Below are 17,167 nucleotides of genomic sequence, written 5' to 3'. Positions count from 1 at the left end.
TGCCGGTCCCGTGTCGGGTGGAATCGCGGGCGGGACCGGTTGTGAATGACGGCGAGACGCGCCGCCCGCGTCAGCCGCCTCCCGGATCGGGAGGCGGAAGCTGGTTGGAATCGCCGCGCGATAATGCCGGGGCGAGCGCGGTTTCGGCGGCGGCGATCGATCCCGCGCGGCGCGCGGTGTCGGCCCAGACCGACAGCGGCGCGTCGCTTTCAAAGAACAGGTCGCGCTCGACCGCGAGGCCGAACGATAAGCGCAAAGCGGCGATTTCGGCGAGGCTGAACGCGCCGAGCTCGGGGCAACCGAACCCCAGATCGGCAAGCCCGAACAGGGTGTCGCCATCGGGATCGAGTTCGCTCGCGAGCCAGGTCGCCGCGCCGACGGGGTTGAACAATTTGACCAGCGGCACGGGATCGAATGCGGGATCGGCGGCGCTGCGCGCGGCGTTGGCGGCGAGCCGGCGCGCGGTTTGCGCGGGGATCAAAATCATCGACTGGACTCCTTGGATGGTATCGCTGGAAGGCTGCGGCGATCCGCTGTGTCGCGGGACGGCGGCGGCGGAGTGAACAGGTCGAACTGATTGCGCGCGTTGAGGTCGAACAGCCCGTGATTGCAGGGACGCTGCGGCTTTTTGGCTTCCATCGGCGCGGCGGCGCGCCATGCGAGCCGGTCGCGCGGATGGATCGGCGTGACGCCGGGCACCAAGGATTGCGGACCGATCGCGGTTGGCTCGGTGGCAAAAGCGGGCAGCGCGCCGGGGTCCGGCGAGGGCGCGGGCGCGGTCATGCCGCCGCCGCCTCGGTTTCGCCGGTGGGCGCGGTTTGAGGGTCGGCAAGCGCCGCGTGATGGCGCGCGAGCAACCAGTCGGCGGCTTTGCTGGCGGCGCTCGCGGCGCGAAAGATCGCGCGATTATCCTCCTTGAGCACGGCAAGCCACGAGCCGAGATAATCGGCATGGCGCACGGTCGGGGTGATGCCGAGCGCTGCGCACAGGAACGCCGATCCCATTTCGGCGATCAGTTCCTCGCGGGCATAGTCTTTCGAGCCGAAACGATTGGTCAGGTCGCGACCGAGCCGCGATCCGTGGCCCGTTGCGTGGCAAAGTTCATGCAGCGCGGTGCGGTAATAGTTGATCTGCTCGAAGAATGCGGGCTGCGGCGGCACCTGCACGGTATCGGGGCCGGGGGCGTAAAAGGCCTTGTCGCCGCCGATCCGAAAGCGAACGCCGCTTGCCGCGATCACCTGTTCGGCGACCGGCACGATCTCGCGGTCGGGAAGCGGCGCGGGGTCGGCGGCAAAGTCGGCGGCAAGGCCGTCGCACTGCGCGGCGTTGAACACGGTAAAACGCTTGAGAAAGCAAATGGCGCGCGCGTCGGTGCCGCTCTCGCGCGCCCGCGCCGCCTCGCTTTCGGGAATGAAACGGTCGGCATAAACGACGCTCTGGCCGTGCTCGCCCTTGCGGACGCAGCCGCCCGCGTCCAGCGCCTGTTTGAAGGTCAACCAGCCTTGGCTCGGATAGCCTTGCTCGATGACCGCGCCCCACAGGATGAGGATGTTGATCCCCGAATAAGGCCGTCCGCTGCGCGCGTTGCGCGGCAGACCCGGCGCGGCCCCGCCGGGCACGGCGCCCCAAGGCTGAACCCAGGGCAGCCGACCGGCTTCCAATTGGGCGATGATCGATTGCGTGACGCTGTCATAAAGATCGGCGCGCGGCTCTTGCCTTTTTCCGGCTTTGTCGGCCTGTGCCGCCTTGTCGGTTTTGTCCCGGCGCGTGGTCCGGGCGCGGCGGTTGCTTGGGGTACGCATCGCGAGCCTCCTGTCCCTGCCCAAAGCCAGCATGGCCTCCCCCGGAAAAGCGGGGGGTGGGCGGCACCAAGCGACCAGAAAGGCCCGGCTAGGAGCGCGTCCGGCACCGACAGGCCGGAACGATGAGTGGAGGAGCCGGGCGTCAGCCCGGCTTGCCGGACGCGCGGCCGGGCCTAGACGGGAGCGCCGCCCATCCCCGCTTTGACCGGGAGGCCACACGCAAACGCCGCCGCGCGAAACGCGCGGCGACCGCTTTGCGGGATGGGCCGTCAGGCCCAGCCGGGCGCGCCAGCGATCGTCACCGTCAGGCCGAGACCCGCTGGGCGGGGCTCGGTGGCGAGGGGCTCGGGCCCGAGCCATGGAGCGCGGTCGCGCCCGGCGTCAGCGCGGGCGCGAGGCGCCAGCCTGTTCAGGCATCAGGACAGGAACAAAGCTGTCGTCATGGCCGTCTTTGTCGACCGACTGGACGTGGATGATATCGTCGCTGTCATTGCCTTTTTCGCAATAATTGCCGGTATCCGCCTGCCGCCATCGCCCGTGCCTCGCGCACCAGCCGCCGCACCCGCGAGCGCAGCGATCCCGATCCTGCGTGCCAGTCCCGCGTCACGCGGTCGCGCCCGAACAACGCCGCGCCGATGTCGGACTGGCTCGCCCCGTCGGCCAGCGCATCATGCACGCGCAGCATCGTCAGCAGGCGCGGAATGGCCGCATCGCGGGGAAACAGCGTCCGCGCGAAGCGCCGGTGCCGGCACAGATACAGAAAGCGCCGTAGCGGCAGGAGCCGCTTTTCGGCGCTCGCCCGGCCAAACAAATGATAGTGAAGAACAACGCTATCTGAGCCGGTCAATTGGCCCGCATCGACATCGAGCCGGATATGGCGCCAGCCATCGGAAAGCACGCAATGTTCATACCCATCGGGGTCGGTCGCGATCGTCAGCCAGGGAGCGAGATCGCGAATGCGGATGCCATCGGGATCCGACGCGCCTGTCGGCGTCGCGCTGACGCTGAGCGTGCCAGGGTCGAGTTCGGCGTCCCAGATGATCCGTGCCTCGGGCGCCGTGAATTCGGGCGCTTCGGCGAAAATAGAGCCCCCATTGCACCGGGTTCGGCGTGGCGCCGCGCGTCGCTTCGCTCGCGCGCACGTGCCAGGCGATATAATCGGGATCGCGCCTGAGCCATTCCCACATGATCCCGGTGCGGTCGATCGCGCCAAGCCGCCTGTAAAAAGCGCCATTCTCCCAATCGCGTCGCGCGGTCATGCGCTGTTCCGATAGAGGGTTGGCGTGGCGGGACGGGGATGCCGGATCCGCGCCTGAGATGCCTCCATGACGGACCATGCCCGATTTTGCCGGATCAAGCTGCTGTGATATGAGGATTTAATGACCGGAGTCGCCGGGCAGCGGGGTGAGATGCCGCGGCCCAGCCCGAGCCAGGGGGCGGCCACGGGACCGACGGTAGCTTGAGACGCCGCCCGCGGCCGACAGGGTGCAAGGTGGGCATGCATCAGATGGCGATGCGCTTGATGCGCATCGTCGAGATGGTGACGAGTACCGACGATCTCACCGCGGCGATGGTCGCGGTCACCGCCGAGCTCGGCTTCGAGTATTTCGCGCTTACCCATCATGTCGATGTCGTCGCGACAAGCGGGATCGCGCTCCGGCTGCACAATTATCCGGCGCGCTGGGCGGACTATTATGATGGCCATGCGCTCGGCGTGTCCGATCCGGTCCACCGCGCCAGTCATGTCACGAGCATGGGGTTTTGCTGGTCGCAGATGCCGGACATGATCCCGCTGACACGCGCGGATCATGAAATTCTCGCGCTGGGTCGCGAAGAAGGGATTGGCGACGGCTTCACCGTCCCGGCGCATGTACCGGGCGAAGCGCGCGGATCGTGCTCGTTCGCCAATCAGGCCGGGCGGCCAATCCTTCCGGAAATGCTGCCGCTCGCCCAGCTTGCCGGAGGCTTCGCGTTCGAAGGCGCCCGGCGGCTGTGCTCGGCGCGCGGACATCTGCCCGACGCGCCGCGTCCGGTCTTGACCGATCGGCAACGCGACTGCGTGATGTGGGCCGCGCGCGGCAAGGGCGACTGGGAGATCAGCCGCATCCTGGAGGTGAGCGAGGAAACCGTTGCCCGCCATATCAAGCAGGCCTGCGCGCGCTACGGTGTGAACAAGCGGACATTGCTGGCGATCCGGACGCTGTTCGACGGAACATTGACCTTCACCGATATTTTCGGGCGCTGATATACCCCTTTTCCGGCATAGCGCCGCCAAGCCCCTAGGCTGATCCTTGGCCAATCCCGTCACAGCCAAGGTCATCCGCCATGCTTCATACGCTTCGCTTCGGCGCTTCCGAAACGCCCGACGGCGTCCTGCGCGCGATGTTCGCCGCGCGCAAATCGGTGTTCGTCGATCTGCTCAAATGGGACGTGCCGGTGATCGACGGCCGCTATGAGGTCGACCAGTTCGACGACGAGCACGCGACCTATCTGGTGCTCGTCGATCGCGCCGGCCGCCATCTGGGATCGGCCCGGCTGCTGCCGACGACGCGACCGCACATTCTCGGCAGCTTTTACCCGCAGCTTTGCGAAGACGGCCCCCCGTGCGGGGCCGATATCCTGGAAGTGACCCGCTTCTGTCTCGATCGGGGCTTGCGCGCCCGTGAGCGCCGTGCGGTGCGCGACACGCTGGTGACCGCGCTAGCCGACCATGCGCTCGATCAGGGCATCGCGGCCTATAGCGCGATTGCCGAGATGGGCTGGTTCCAGCAAATTCTGGCCTTTGGATGGCGCTGCATCCCGCTCGGCCTTCCCCAGCGCATCGGTGGCGAAATGCTCGCCGCGCTGCGCATCGATATTGCCGAGGACACCCCGCAACGACTCTCCGTCGCCGGTATCCGGTCGGCCGCGACCCTTGTCGGTGGCGAACGCGAAGCCGCTTGACGCCCATATTTGAAGGACAGATGCCATGACAGGAATATCGACCGGGAACGACAGCGAGCGGTACGCCACCGAGCTCGCCGAGCGTGGCTATTGCATCATTCCCGATGCGGTGCCCAAAGCGACGATCGGCGCGCTGGATGACGATTTGGCCAAGGACTTTGCGGCGACGCCGTTCGGCCAGGGCGGGTTTTATGGAGCCACCACCAAGCGGTTCGGCCGATTGCTCACCCGGTCGTCGCAGACGGCCCGGCTGGTCCGGCAGGCGACCATCCTCGCTATCGTCGAGCGCATCCTGTCGCCTTGGTGCGACTGTATCCAGCTCAATGTCGCGCAGGCGATCGCCGTCCATCCCGGCGCACCCCGGCAAATGCCGCACCGCGATCAGGATATGTGGCGCGCGCCCGTCGGCGAGGCCGAATATCTCGTCAACGTGATCTGGCCGCTCAGCGATTTCACCGCCGAAAATGGCGCGACGCGCGTCTGGCCCGGAACGCACGGTCCCGCCGCGCTCGATCCAGAACCGAGCGGCGATCCGGTCCCCGCCACGATGCCGCCCGGCGCGGCACTGGTCTTTCTCGGCTCGACGCTGCACGGGGCGGGCGCCAATGTGACACAGCAGGTTCGCCGCGGCGTGGTCATCGGCTATTCGCTGGGCTGGCTCAAACCCTATGAAAATCAGTGGCTCGCTTACCCGCCGTCGGTCGCGCGGCACTTCGATCCCGAACTCGCCGCGCTGATCGGCTACCGGCAACATCGGCCCAATCTCGGCAATTTCGAGGGACAATGTCCCTCGGTGTTGCTCGAGGGGTGCCCCGACACGCCGCGCGGCGCGATCGACGCGCTCAGGCCCGACCAGCAAGCGCTGATCGAGGCCTATGTCCAGGACCAGCGGGCGGCGTGATGAATTCGGGAGCGACCACCGAGCGGGTCTATGAAGCGCTCAAGCGCCGGATCATGGATCACGGCTTCCGGCCCGGTGACCGGCTCGATCCCACCGTGCTCGCCGATCAGATGGCCGCGAGCGTCACACCGGTGCGCGATGCCTTGCATATGTGTGCCGGCGAAGGATTGGTCGAAGCGCATAGCGGCACGGGATTCTATCTGCCGACGCTCGACGAGCCATCGCTCAAGGATCTCTACGCCTGGTCGGCCGAATTGGTCACGCTCGCGATCCGGGGCTGGCCAAAAAAGGTCGTGTCCGCAGAAAAGACCATCGAAGGTGTCGCGCAGTCGGTCGCTGGTGGCGATGCCGATATTTTTGCCGCGATCGCGCGGCGATCGCTGAACGGCGAACATGTCCGTGCGGTCGAAGCGCTGAACGCCAGGCTAAGCGCCGTGCGCGTCATCGAAGCGCAGTTGCTCGAGGACATTGGCGCGGAATTGCGTGCGCTCGCCGCAGCAGTCGATGCTGGCGATAAAAACACGCTGCGGCGCCTGAGCGGTCAATATCACCGCCGGCGTCTTAGAATAGCCGCCGATATCGTGCGCCTCGTCCATCGACGAGAATGAGCGATCGCCGGCCAGCCCCGCTTCGCGCGCGGTCGAAACACCCTTGGCGGTGGTGTCGATGCAAGCCATATAGCAAAGAACAGTGATGGGTGTTTCTCGCGAATTGGCAAGCGAGAAAATATGGCGAAAAATTCGAACGCGACTATGATCGATAGCCATATGGTCGGATAGGACAAGATGGCGCGCGGCGAACTGATGAAAAAGCTTCTGGCAAGCTATGGCAGGGATGAGGAGTTCCACGCCGTTGCCGAGCAGATCATCACCGAAGAAGAAAAGAAGAATAACCGCGTCCTTGCCCGGTCGCTGCGCAAGTCGCTGTCGAATGGTCCGTCACGTCGATCGCGACCAAAGGCGCTCGCGCCACTGCTGCCCTTTCCCGAGGCCGCGGCCGATTTCATCGAGCGCATCGAGCCGGTGCACGGCAAGCAGGATATCATCCTGTCATTTGAGAATATCCGGATATTTCTCGGTTTGATGAAGGAATTCGACCGGGCCGACGAGATTCGCCGTCACGGACTGCCGGTGCGCTCGAAACTGCTGTTCTGTGGACCGCCGGGCTGCGGGAAGACGCTTTGCGCCGAGATATTCGCCGCCGAACTCGGTCTGCCGCTCTATGTCGTCAAGCTCGACCAGCTCATTTCCTCCTATCTGGGCGAGACGGCCGCGAATGTGCGCAAGATTTTCGAGTTCGCCCGCACCCAGCCTTGCGTGCTGTTCTTCGATGAATTCGATGCGCTTGCCCGGACGCGCGACGAGAGCGGCGAGCACCATGAATTGCGCCGGGTCGTGAACAGCCTGCTCATCTTCATCGATCGCATGCGGCCGAAGGGGTTTCTGATCGCGGCGACCAACCTCGATCAGACGCTCGATTCGGCGATCTGGCGGCGGTTCGATGAGGTTGTATGGTTCGACAGGCCGGACAGCCGAATGATCCAGCGTTTCGTGGCCATGAAGCTCAAGAATCTCAGCATCGATTTCGACCCCAAGGCGCATCTGTCCGACCTTGAGGGCTATGCCTATGCGGAACTCGATCGAATCTGCCTGCAGGCGACCAAATCGTCGATCATCGCCAAGCGCAAACGGGTCAGCGAAGGGGATTTTGTCGATGCGATCGCCGATGAACGGCGCAGACGTCGCCGGACCTCCCGAATGAACGAACCGGTCTGACCGCATCCGGGGTGGCACGATACGATCATCTTCAGCTTGTACGGCTGCCGGAGCGACTGCCGCGCCGCAAGACCGGTGGCGGCGGCCCACCCCCTGCCCGGAACGCTGGCGGTCATAGCCGGCGCCTCGGCGATGAACTCGACGGGGCGATTGCCGCGCAGCAGCGGCGGCGGCGTCCGGACGCGGTCGATCCCTCGCTGATTTTGCGTGTCGAGATGAACGCCGCGCTGCTCGAAGACGAATGGAACAAGGTCGGACTGACCGTGCTGTCGAGCGACGAGGATCGCACGATGGTGCTGTTCGCGTCATCGGACGAGCTGGACGAGTTTCGCACCAAGCTCGAAGCCTATGGTCGCGGCGTGCAACCGGGTCGGCAAAATCCCGCTTACGCATCGTTCATCGCCAATATCGATAGCTTTTCGGAGGTGTCGCCGCGCGACCGGATCGGCATGCGCGCCCGCGAGGCAGGGCTGGTCGAGGTCGAGGATTTTCAGGTTGGCGAGAGCTATATCGTCGATATCGAATTATGGGATCTCGGCCGCCGCGAGGTGCGCGAACGCAAGACCGACGATGTGGCGCGCTATGCCGAAGCGCTCGGCGCCGAAGAGCTGGACCGGCATATCGGTCCGAGCATCACGATGGTGCGGTTGCGCTGCGACGGAACGGTGGTGCGCTCGTTGCTGACGATCGAGGAAATCGCCGATCTCGATTTCCCACCCGAACCAGATCTCGCGACGGGCGAACTCGTCGACCTCGCGCTTGGCGATCTGCCGGAACTCGGCGCGCTCGATGCCGACGCTCCGCTCATCGGCATCATCGACAGCGGCGTCAACGATCATCCGCTGATCGAGGACATTATCGCCGGCGCGATCGGCGTTCCCGATGCGCTCGGCACCGCCGACGATTATGGTCACGGCACGTTTGTCGGCGGCATCGCGACCTTCGGAGACCTGCGCGGGCAACTTGGGGCGGGCACGCTCGCCCGTCATGCGCGGCTTTGTTCGGCGAAAGTCGTCGATCATGACGGCAAGTTTCCGAACAGCCGCGTGACGCCGAAACTGATGCGCGAAGCGATCGGCCGTCTGCACGACGATTATGGCTGCCGGATCTTCGTCGTCTCGCTCGGCGACCGGAAAAAACTCATCGAAAACGGCAAGGTGGGCCCCTGGGCGCAGACGCTAGACGAACTGGTCCGCGAACTCGATATCGTCATCGTCGTCGCGGCGGGCAACCGACAGCCCAGGGGCGGCCTGCGCGTCGAGGAAGCGGTCACCGACTATCCGCGCTATCTGCTCGAGAACGCCAATCGCCTGTGCGAGCCGGCCGGCGGAATGAATATCGTCACCGTCGGCTCGCTCGCCCATGGCGACGGCCTAGGTCCTCGGGCGGCGGACAATGTCGGGATCCGTCCGATCACCGGCGCGATGGAGCCGTCGCCCTTCACCCGCATCGGACCAGGCGCACGCGGGGCGATCAAGCCCGATTTCGTCGATATCGGCGGGACGCTTCTTTATGACGGGCCGACAGCGGCGCTTCGCGGCGGCGAGGTTCGTCCAGAGGCCGGTGTGGTTTCGCTTCACTACCAGCCGGTCGACCGGCTCTTTGCCGCGCGCTCGGGCACATCGCATGCCGCGCCGCTCGTCGCGTTGAAGGCAAGTCAAATCCTGGCGCGTTTCCCCGACGCGTCCGCGAACCTCGTTCGAGCGCTTCTGGCGGGCGGCGCGAGCATCCCCCAAGAAGCGACCGCGCGGGTCAATTTGCTCGGCGACCCGGCGGCACGCGCGCTGTGTGGCCATGGACGGGTCGATGCCGAGCGTGCAGCTTATTCGGACGACAGCCGCGTCGTGCTCTATGCCGAGGATGAACTTCCGGTCGATCATTTCGCGGTCTATCAGATACCGATCCCCGAGCCGTTCCAGACCCGCCGCGGCCGACGCCATGTTCGCGTCAGCCTCGCATATGATCCCCCGGTGCGGCACAGCCGACGTGATTATAATGGGGTGTCGATGGGTTTCCGGCTGATCCGGGGCTGCGACACGGACAAGATATTCGACCATTTTCGGCAGCGCGCGCCCGACGACGGTCCGTTTCCGGAAATGGAACCGCGCTTCAACTGCAAGCTCGATCCGAGTTCGACCGTGCGGGAGAAATCGAGCCTGCAGACCGCGACCGTTACATTTCAGCGCGACGTCAGCCAATATGGCGACAATTATTATCTCGTCGTTCGCTGCGCGAGCGGCTGGGCGGGGGACGTCGGACAGCAGGCCTTCGCGGTAACGGTCGAGATCGCGCACGAAGCGGAAATTCCGCTCTACGAACGGCTGCGCCAGCGCGTCCGGGTTCGCGTCTAGGCAATCGCTGCGGATTCTACAAAATCCAAATAGAATCCGTATAAAGTTCAGATAGCCGCACGCGCTTCCTACACTTCCGGAGCTGCATGTTCGCAGCGATTTGATGAAGGAGTGTATCATGGAACGCGAAGACGATGTCATCGATCTGGGTGCAGCGAGCATCGAGACGCAGGGTCCGGGCGCGCAGGTCGGGGACGAATTTCTCGGCCTGATTCCGACCGGTCTTGCCGATGACTGACCGAATGAGCGCGCGGACTGTTTCCGCGCGCTCTTTTTCGGGTTGCGCGCCATGGGTTTACAACTCGCTCCGGATATCAGCTTTTGCGATGCCGGCGGTCGCTTCGTCTTTCTGGATCTAGCGGCCGATCGCTATTTCTGCCTGGGTACGGATATGGAACGGTCCTTTGCCCGCCTGGTCGCAGGGGAACCGCTGTCGGATGACGACTGCGGTGGATTGACGAGTCTGGTCCGTCAGCGACTTCTCGTCGAAACCGACGGGCCGGGCGTGCCGTCACGTTTCACGCCAACAATATCGCCTGTCCGTTCGGCCTTTGAAGGTACCGCCAATATCGGTCTGCAGCACGTTGTCGACGCTTCGGTTTCGCTCGTCAGGGCAAGGATCGATCTGCGATATCGCTCCCTCTGCCGTCTGATCGGGGCGTTGCGAGCTGCCAAAGCCGAGCGGCTTCGTACCGATGAAAACGAAAATGCGGCCATGCTCGCGGAAGCCTTCAGGCGTGCGGCGCTGATCACCGGATCGTTGAACCAGTGTCTTGCCATCTCAATCGCGATGACGCGCAAGGCGATCGCGAACAATCTCGATGTTGACCTGGTAATGGGAGTCAGATTGCGGCCCTTTCAGGCACATGCCTGGATCCAGCATGGCGACCTGCTGCTGAGCGACGAGCTCGACACGGTGATACCCTTCACCCCGATCCTCCTGATATGATTCGTCCACGATATCTCGCCTTTCTGCCTTGCGAACCCGGCGCTGATGCCGACTGGAAAGATCGGCTCGATGCCTCAATAGCGACTGGTTTCGGCCTGATGACGATTGTCGATCATCCCGGTCTGCATCTCATGGCCGCCTCACCCGGCCTTGGTCTTGGCGGTGAGAACATTGTCGTGGGCGAAGTCTTTCGACGTGATGATTGCGCGCCGGTTCGATCGCTCGAACTGGCGGAGAACCGTGCGATCATCGCGACGGGTGGGACGCGCTTGGTTGATGAATATTGGGGGGCCTATCTTGCTATTCTGTCAGACGAGGACGGTGGTTTCACGGTCTTGCGCGCGCCGCTCGGAGATCTTCCGGTCTATGTCTGGCAATCACAGCATGGGCTGGTGATTGCTTCCGATGTCGAGTTACTGGTTCGCATCGCTGGATACCGCCCGTCGATCGACTGGGTCGGTGTCGCCGAACATCTCGTCGCACCCGATCTGCGCCGTCCGCGTACATGCCTCGCCGGACTGTACGAGCTTTCGGGCGGAAGCCGGGGGCGCTGGCACCGCGGCGCCTGGACGGTGGACGATATCTGGTCGCCATGGGGGGCTGTCGCTGCCGAGCCGTTGCGCGTCGATTCACGGGACGCCGCCGAGCTGCTGGCAAGCACGATCCAAAGTGCCGTGACCGCGCGTCTTGCCCAATTCGACAGGGTGTTGGGGCTGGTTTCAGGCGGTCTGGACTCGTCGATCGTGGCCGCCTGTGTCGCCGACATGAACCAGACGGCGAGCGCGCTGACCATGGTGACCCGCGACCGGGGCGGGGACGAACGCCATTACGCCGAAGCGCTGACATCCCATCTGGGCATGTCGCTCAGGTCGGTTCTGCGTGAACCGGTCGAAATCGATCTATTCAAATCCGCCGCGGCGGGACTTCCCCGACCCAGCGCGCGCAGTTTTGCGCAGGCTACCCAAACCGCCGCGCACGTCGCCGCTCGCGAAACCGGAGCGCAGGCGATCGTTCATGGCGGGGGAGGCGACAATGTCTTCTGCTCGGTGCAATCGGCCGCGCCGCTGACCGACCGCCTTCTAGCCGGTGGCGATCTCTACGGCAGCTGGAAGGTGGCGGGCGACATCGCCATGCTGACGCAAGCGAGTGTGGGGCGTGTCTTCTGGCAGGCGATGCGACGTTTACGCCGCGATCCGGCGTATCGGATCGCGGGTGACCGTTCGTTGCTCTCGCCCTCCGCTATCGCCGCCGCCTCCCCGACGCTCGATCACCCCTGGCTTCGACCGCCGCCCGGCGCCATGCCGGGATCGGCCGCGCATATCGGTCTGATTGCCGCAGCGCAAAGCCTAGTGGAAAGTCCCGACTCCCGCGCGGCTGTGCCATCGGTTGCGCCACTGATCGCGCAGCCGATTGTAGAGGCCTGTGTCGCGATCCCGAGCTGGCACTGGTTCGACCGCGGCCACAACCGTGCGGTGGCGCGACATGCATTTGACGACCGTCTCCCGAAATCGATCGCATGGCGTCGGTCAAAGGGCGCAATGGACAGTTTCGTCATCGAAATTTTCGAGCGCAACCGGGACGTGATCGCCAAGCTGCTGGGCCACGGGTTGCTGGCCGCGCACGGAATTATCGACGGGAACGCGATCGCTGCCATTCTCGATGAGAAGGGACCGACGCGCGGTCATGGCTATGCCCGCCTCATGCACTTCGCCGACGTCGAAGCCTGGCTTCGATCATGGACCTCGGTTTGATCGCGTCGAGCCATTTTGTTGGCGTTCGACGCGCAGCCTTCGCCACCGCCGATATTCATCTGCTTTTTCGGGCGCGGGATCGATCTTGTCGTTCAACCAGAAGTCGAACCAGTCGAGATTGGTCTGGTAGATCGCGGCGCGATGCGCCGGTTGCCACTTGATGTGAAACTCATCCGGGAAGACGCGCATCTCGATGGGCTGATGATATTGGCGCAGCGCCGTGATCGTGGGCAGCGCATAGAGCGACTCGCTATCGGCAAGCTGCAACAGGAGCGGCGTGTCCATCCTTCGTGCGTTGCGTACGAAGGAATAGGGACGCCAGAATTCGTCATCGACCGGATATGCCGGCGGATAGCCGATCTTGCGACTATACTCGGCCCAGGCGGGTCCCGCGAGCGCGGGACTCGATTCATCGACGCAGCAGCTGCTGATCGAGGCGGCGGCGAACAGATCGGAATTGATGAGCGCGAAGCGCGCCGCGGACGCGCCGTCGCTGAGCCCGGTAATACCAAGACGGCGCGGATCGGCGATTCCGCGTGCAATGAGACGTTCGATTCCAGCAGCGATGGCGGACTGGATGCTGCGCCGCTCGCTCCATTTCTCAAGGTCTGCGGCGTTGATGGCGTCGAATGTGGTCAGCTCGGGAAAGCGCTCGGCGAATATGGCGGGGCGTTCGATGCTGAGGACCGCGAACCCGCGCTGCGCAAAGAGAAAAACGGGATATTCATTGCCGGTCCCGCCACGCAGAAACCCGCGCGAATGATAGAGCGTGACGATTGTCGGCAGCGGCTTATCGCCTCGATAGCCGGGGGGCAATGCGAGATCGCCGTAAACCTCGAGGCCCAATGCATTACGCCATGTCAACCGTTCCACATGGCCCAGTTCGAGGCGGTCGAAGCCCGGATTGGGATCGAACAGCGTCTCGATCCCCCCGGTTTCGGGGTCGATTTGGACGATATCGGCCGGATGGGTGGCGGTTTCGTGCAGACACAGCAACTTCCGCCGATGCAGCTGACATCGCTCGAGAACGTCATCGGTTCGCAGCGTCCGCTGGGGAGCGCCGGTTGCCGGCGACCAGCGATACAGCGCGGTATAGCGATGGTCCCAACCTTCGCGTTTGAGGAAAATCAGCGTCGTCCCGCCGCCGTTCCACCACATCCCCGCAAAGGTGCCGGTGCAGGCTGGTTGATCGCAGCGGATCTCCCTTCCGTGTCGGTCCGTGACGCGCAATCGTCTGGCGGAGAGTGGCGAGGGGGCGGTTGGTTCGGTCGATGCCGACGCTTCGCCAGCACGAGCCTTTTCTGAATTGGCAGCGCGGCCCGCATTCGCGCGTACCAAGCGGACCTCCTGATCCGTCGCGTCGGTGACGCGCCCCGAGGCCAGTGTGACAACCTTGTAGCTATTGGCCACCGGCGCCTTGGGTTGCGGGCGCCAACTGGTATTGGGTGTCACCCGTTCATCGTACAGCCAGCCCTTGCGACTGGCGGCGTTGATCTGCCTCTCCATCATGTGGCGCCTGGCTTCGGAGGCAAATCCGATGCGCTTGCCGCCCGGCATCCAGGCGAACGATGCGATATCGGTAGCTTGACTGACTATGTCACGGGCTTTGCCCGTCGCGACCGAGACAAGCCGGATATGCGTTGCTCCATGCGCCCGGCGCAGATAGGCGATCGACCGCCCGTCGGGCGACCAGACAGGCACGATCTGTCGAGGAAAGCCGTTTGGAATGTAGAGGCCGCGCGCCACAACCTCGGTCATGATGAAGTCGCCGCCGCGATCGACAATTCGTGGCGAACCCGAATGTTGCAGATCGATCAGAACCAGCGCCTGGCAATAGCGATTGGTCGCGGTGTCGGCGCGCGCGGCGAGGAACGCCGCGGTTTCGCCATCAGGCGAAATCGCCAATGGGCTTGGGCCGCCGATCGGTTCCGAATCGGGCCGGCCGATACCGACGATCCCGAGCAAGTCGGACGCGGCAATCGGTCGGGTGACAGCGGGTCGTTTTGCGAACGGCGTCCAGTCCGTACATCTGCTCCAGGCGGGTTGCGCGGCAACGATCGACATTAGAAGAAAGAGCAGCCTGACATAGCCGGTCGCCGCGCGTGGCTGCACCCTCACCATGATTTGCTGACCGCAAGGCTGATAACCCGACCGAGCGGAGAATAATTCGTCGAATCATAGGGCGTATCGGTCACCGTCGTTGTGAAGATCGTCGGCGGATCGACATCGAATGCGTTCTCGACGCCCAGGGTGATGTCGATTCCACGAAGCCAGTACGGGCTTGAATCTCCGGTGTGATAGCGCGCAGTGAAATCGAAGCGAAACTGCGACGGAAGCTCGGCAGCGGGTGAATACCGCGTGTCCCTGAGCGCGCCGGAATAGTTGGCGATCGCGGTCAGCGAAAAATCGTCACGGCTCCAGGTTGCGCTGGCACGCCCGCGCCAATGCGGCGGATTGAACAGGATGCCGGCGAGCGGCAGATCGGGTTGGCTTGCGTTGATCTGCCGGTGGCTGGTCAAATAGCTCGCATTGGCATTCAGGGCGATCGTATCCCGGCCTATTTTGCCGTGATAGCTCGCGAGCATGTCGACGCCGTGCACCCATTGCCGCCCCGCATTGACATTGCTGTTATCGATGAAGCCAATGACGTTGGCAGGATCGTACGGCGCGCCAGTGGCGTTTACGAACGATGCGCCGCTCGCCAGGATTGAGTCCAACATCTGCTGAGACGGCGATCGCGTCACTTGCGCTGCATAGACGGGGTTGCTGAGCGCTTGGGTGATGAAGCCGATCGGCGTGACGATACGATTGATATAGCGGGTGTCGAAATAGCTGATTTCGGCGGTCAGGCCGGGAATGGCCGGGGGATGAAAACTGCCGGTGACCGACCAACTGGTCGCGCGTTCCGGCGAGAGCGCGGCATTGCCCCCCTGAATATAGAGTGCCGATGATCCCGGCGGCGGATTAGGCTCGCCGAAGACCGCAGCGTTGAGGAGCGTGAGCGCTGGCGGCTGGTAGCGTTGTAGCAATGTCGGTGCGCGAAACGACTTTCCCCAACTGGCCTTGAGATCGAGGCTCGACGTCGGCGCATATACCAGACCGAATTTCGGCGTCGCGACCGAGCCGGTCTCTTGATAACGCTCGTAACGGAGCGCCGCGCTCAGGTTGAGCCGATATACGGCCGGGATCGCCATCGCCGGGCCGACAACCGGTATGCTGAGCTCGCCATAAGCATAGCGATTCGATTGCGAGCGCTCGAAATTGAGCGGACTGCCTGCGCCGCGGTCGTTTCTTAGACTGACGTTGCGATACCCGATCCCCAAAGCGACCTTGGCGGGGCCGGCGGGCAAGTTGAACAATGGCCCGTCACCGGCAAGTTCGACCGATTGCGCGCCGTTGCAATAGCAACCCGCACCGAGCAGCGTGGAACTCCCCGCAGAAAATCCGTCAATGCGATAGTTGGTTCGGTCTCCCGCGTAACTTCCTGACAGGGCAAGATTCCAGGCATCTCCGACGGCAACCGAAAGGGTGGGGGCGATCGCATAGGCCCGTGTCTTCGTAACCTGGTGAGCACCGCTGACCGACAGATCGCCTGCTGGATTTTGAGCATAGGTGATCGCGCTCCGCCGATCGTTGAAGAGCGCGTCGATTGAGAACTTGAGCGCGCTGGTCAGCTGTTGGTGACCACTGACGACGGCGTTGTGATTACGCAGTGACGGAAACAGGGTGAGGCCCGGCGATCGCGTCGCCGCATAGGATCGCTGCCATGCCTCGACCGCCGTATTCCGGTTGAATTCATAGGCCGCAATCAAGCCGCCCGTTCGCCACCGGTGTCCACCGATCACATCATATTGTTGTTGAAAGTCCCCGCCCTGCGTCGACGTGGCGAGGCGCGCGCGGGTCTCGAGCCCGTTCATGTCGCGCTTCAAAATGATGTTGGCGACGCCCCCCACGGCATCCGATCCATAGAGCGCCGAGGCACCGTCCGCGACGATTTCTATTCTTTCGACAGCCCCCACGGGAATGGTCGAGACATCGACGCTTTGGCGTGAGCCACTATACGATATCCTGTGTCCATTCAGAAGCGTCAGGGTCGCGTCGCTTCCGAGCCCGCGCAAATTGATCGACGATCCGCCGCCTACATCGACGCCGTTGATGGCAGGAACATTAAAGCCGATACCGGGATTTTGACCGCCTCCGAAACTCTGGGGAATATTGCGGACGACATCGCCGAGCGTGGCTTGGCCAGCATTACGAATTTGCGCCTGATCGATGGTGATGACGGGCGAGGGTATTGGCGCTCCCCGAATTCGGCTGCCGGTAACCACAATGTCCGCGGCATCGGCGTCTTCGTCGCCGGCATTTGATGTGGCTGCCGGACGGATCACGAACGCCCCGTCGACGATACGAAACGACATCCCTGTGCCAATCAACAACTTGGCGACCGCCTGTTGGGGCGTGAAGGTTCCGACCACGGCAGCGCTGCGCTTGTTCGCAACATCGTCGCTCGCGGCGACGATTTCGCGGCCCGATGTTGCCGCGAACGCCTTGAGCGCCGCTGAAAGATCCTGCTCCGGAATGTTATAGGCGCGCGCGTTTTTGGTCTGGCCGATTGCGGTCTGAGGCGTCGCCATGACGCACATTGCCGCGGTTGCGCCCATCCATTTGTACTGCACTCGTCTTCTCCCCCTATGG

Annotated in this window: 16 protein-coding genes; 9 read left to right on the top strand and 7 right to left on the bottom strand. The window is 63.8% G+C overall.

Going from position 1 to position 17,167, the window contains the following annotated elements; genetic code table 11:
• Positions 1 to 70: 70 nt before the first annotated feature.
• From J7S20_RS09500 to J7S20_RS16345, 5 genes are all read right to left on the bottom strand, one after another.
• Positions 71 to 487 carry a DUF2958 domain-containing protein gene (locus J7S20_RS09500; protein ID WP_284053988.1) on the bottom strand — a complete coding sequence of 139 codons (417 nt, stop codon included), beginning with the start codon at positions 485 to 487 and terminating at the stop codon, positions 71 to 73.
• Positions 484 to 783 (bottom strand): hypothetical protein, encoded by a 300-nt coding sequence (locus J7S20_RS09495; protein ID WP_284053987.1) that lies wholly within the window; start codon positions 781 to 783, stop codon positions 484 to 486. The genes J7S20_RS09500 and J7S20_RS09495 overlap by 4 nt, the downstream gene beginning before the upstream one ends.
• A complete protein-coding gene (locus J7S20_RS09490; RefSeq protein WP_284053986.1) occupies positions 780 to 1,802 on the bottom strand; it encodes an ArdC family protein in 1,023 nt (340 codons plus the stop codon). Before J7S20_RS09490 ends, J7S20_RS09495 begins: the two co-directional genes overlap by 4 nt.
• A gap of 487 nt (positions 1,803 to 2,289) precedes the next feature.
• Positions 2,290 to 2,700, bottom strand: coding sequence for a DNA -binding domain-containing protein (locus J7S20_RS16350; protein ID WP_430980926.1), 411 nt, complete (start codon positions 2,698 to 2,700; stop codon positions 2,290 to 2,292).
• Positions 2,701 to 2,707: 7 nt separating this feature from the next.
• Positions 2,708 to 2,989: a transcriptional regulator domain-containing protein gene (locus tag J7S20_RS16345; protein WP_430980930.1), complete on the bottom strand. Its 282-nt coding sequence runs from the start codon at positions 2,987 to 2,989 to the stop codon at positions 2,708 to 2,710.
• A gap of 320 nt (positions 2,990 to 3,309) precedes the next feature.
• Here J7S20_RS16345 and J7S20_RS09480 point away from each other — a divergent pair, with 320 nt between their 5' ends.
• The 9 genes from J7S20_RS09480 (at position 3,310) to J7S20_RS09440 (ending at position 12,472) form a co-directional block, all read left to right on the top strand.
• Positions 3,310 to 4,047 (top strand): LuxR family transcriptional regulator, encoded by a 738-nt coding sequence (locus J7S20_RS09480; RefSeq protein ID WP_284053984.1) that lies wholly within the window; start codon positions 3,310 to 3,312, stop codon positions 4,045 to 4,047.
• An 80-nt stretch (positions 4,048 to 4,127) separates the two neighbouring features.
• Positions 4,128 to 4,745 carry an acyl-homoserine-lactone synthase gene (locus J7S20_RS09475; RefSeq protein WP_284053983.1) on the top strand — a complete coding sequence of 206 codons (618 nt, stop codon included), beginning with the start codon at positions 4,128 to 4,130 and terminating at the stop codon, positions 4,743 to 4,745.
• A 25-nt stretch (positions 4,746 to 4,770) separates the two neighbouring features.
• Positions 4,771 to 5,646 (top strand): phytanoyl-CoA dioxygenase family protein, encoded by an 876-nt coding sequence (locus J7S20_RS09470; protein ID WP_284053982.1) that lies wholly within the window; start codon positions 4,771 to 4,773, stop codon positions 5,644 to 5,646.
• A complete protein-coding gene (locus J7S20_RS09465; RefSeq protein ID WP_284054055.1) occupies positions 5,646 to 6,254 on the top strand; it encodes a GntR family transcriptional regulator in 609 nt (202 codons plus the stop codon). The genes J7S20_RS09470 and J7S20_RS09465 overlap by 1 nt, the downstream gene beginning before the upstream one ends.
• 195 nt (positions 6,255 to 6,449) lie before the next feature.
• The gene (locus J7S20_RS09460; protein WP_284053981.1) at positions 6,450 to 7,421 is read left to right on the top strand and encodes an AAA family ATPase; all 972 of its coding nucleotides are present in this window, start codon (positions 6,450 to 6,452) and stop codon (positions 7,419 to 7,421) included.
• Positions 7,422 to 7,432: 11 nt separating this feature from the next.
• Positions 7,433 to 9,772, top strand: a complete 2,340-nt coding sequence (locus J7S20_RS09455) for a S8 family peptidase (protein ID WP_284053980.1) — start codon at positions 7,433 to 7,435, stop codon at positions 9,770 to 9,772.
• 118 nt (positions 9,773 to 9,890) lie between these two features.
• Entirely contained in the window at positions 9,891 to 10,010 is a 120-nt protein-coding gene (locus J7S20_RS09450; protein WP_284053979.1) for a benenodin family lasso peptide, read from the top strand.
• 51 nt (positions 10,011 to 10,061) lie between these two features.
• The gene (locus J7S20_RS09445; RefSeq protein WP_284053978.1) at positions 10,062 to 10,721 is read left to right on the top strand and encodes a lasso peptide biosynthesis B2 protein; all 660 of its coding nucleotides are present in this window, start codon (positions 10,062 to 10,064) and stop codon (positions 10,719 to 10,721) included.
• A 98-nt stretch (positions 10,722 to 10,819) separates the two neighbouring features.
• Positions 10,820 to 12,472, top strand: coding sequence for an asparagine synthase-related protein (locus J7S20_RS09440; RefSeq protein WP_284053977.1), 1,653 nt, complete (start codon positions 10,820 to 10,822; stop codon positions 12,470 to 12,472).
• On the opposite strand, the gene J7S20_RS09435 is transcribed toward J7S20_RS09440, so the two are convergent.
• Both J7S20_RS09435 and J7S20_RS09430 read right to left on the bottom strand, forming a co-directional pair.
• Positions 12,455 to 14,593, bottom strand: a complete 2,139-nt coding sequence (locus tag J7S20_RS09435) for an Atxe2 family lasso peptide isopeptidase (RefSeq protein ID WP_284053976.1) — start codon at positions 14,591 to 14,593, stop codon at positions 12,455 to 12,457. The two genes, J7S20_RS09440 and J7S20_RS09435, sit on opposite strands and share 18 nt — an antisense overlap.
• Positions 14,587 to 17,148 carry a TonB-dependent receptor domain-containing protein gene (locus J7S20_RS09430; protein WP_284053975.1) on the bottom strand — a complete coding sequence of 854 codons (2,562 nt, stop codon included), beginning with the start codon at positions 17,146 to 17,148 and terminating at the stop codon, positions 14,587 to 14,589. The genes J7S20_RS09435 and J7S20_RS09430 overlap by 7 nt, the downstream gene beginning before the upstream one ends.
• Positions 17,149 to 17,167: the final 19 nt, after the last annotated feature.

Origin of the sequence: Stakelama marina, from assembly GCF_018122655.1 — a bacterium.
GTDB lineage: Bacteria > Pseudomonadota > Alphaproteobacteria > Sphingomonadales > Sphingomonadaceae > Sphingomonas > Sphingomonas marina.
The sequence above is the reverse complement of the archived record's forward strand: the minus strand, read 5'-3'. Positions and strand labels throughout refer to the sequence as shown.

Coding starts and splice junctions, on each gene's coding strand:
- J7S20_RS09500 (WP_284053988.1), bottom strand. CDS start 487: ATGATTTTGATCCCCGCGCAAACCGCGCGCCGGCTCGCCGCCAACGCC.
- J7S20_RS09495 (WP_284053987.1), bottom strand. CDS start 783: ATGACCGCGCCCGCGCCCTCGCCGGACCCCGGCGCGCTGCCCGCTTTT.
- J7S20_RS09490 (WP_284053986.1), bottom strand. CDS start 1,802: ATGCGTACCCCAAGCAACCGCCGCGCCCGGACCACGCGCCGGGACAAA.
- J7S20_RS16345 (WP_430980930.1), bottom strand. CDS start 2,989: ATGTGGGAATGGCTCAGGCGCGATCCCGATTATATCGCCTGGCACGTG.
- J7S20_RS09480 (WP_284053984.1), top strand. CDS start 3,310: ATGGCGATGCGCTTGATGCGCATCGTCGAGATGGTGACGAGTACCGAC.
- J7S20_RS09475 (WP_284053983.1), top strand. CDS start 4,128: ATGCTTCATACGCTTCGCTTCGGCGCTTCCGAAACGCCCGACGGCGTC.
- J7S20_RS09470 (WP_284053982.1), top strand. CDS start 4,771: ATGACAGGAATATCGACCGGGAACGACAGCGAGCGGTACGCCACCGAG.
- J7S20_RS09465 (WP_284054055.1), top strand. CDS start 5,646: ATGAATTCGGGAGCGACCACCGAGCGGGTCTATGAAGCGCTCAAGCGC.
- J7S20_RS09460 (WP_284053981.1), top strand. CDS start 6,450: ATGAAAAAGCTTCTGGCAAGCTATGGCAGGGATGAGGAGTTCCACGCC.
- J7S20_RS09450 (WP_284053979.1), top strand. CDS start 9,891: ATGGAACGCGAAGACGATGTCATCGATCTGGGTGCAGCGAGCATCGAG.
- J7S20_RS09445 (WP_284053978.1), top strand. CDS start 10,062: ATGGGTTTACAACTCGCTCCGGATATCAGCTTTTGCGATGCCGGCGGT.
- J7S20_RS09440 (WP_284053977.1), top strand. CDS start 10,820: ATGACGATTGTCGATCATCCCGGTCTGCATCTCATGGCCGCCTCACCC.
- J7S20_RS09435 (WP_284053976.1), bottom strand. CDS start 14,593: ATGGTGAGGGTGCAGCCACGCGCGGCGACCGGCTATGTCAGGCTGCTC.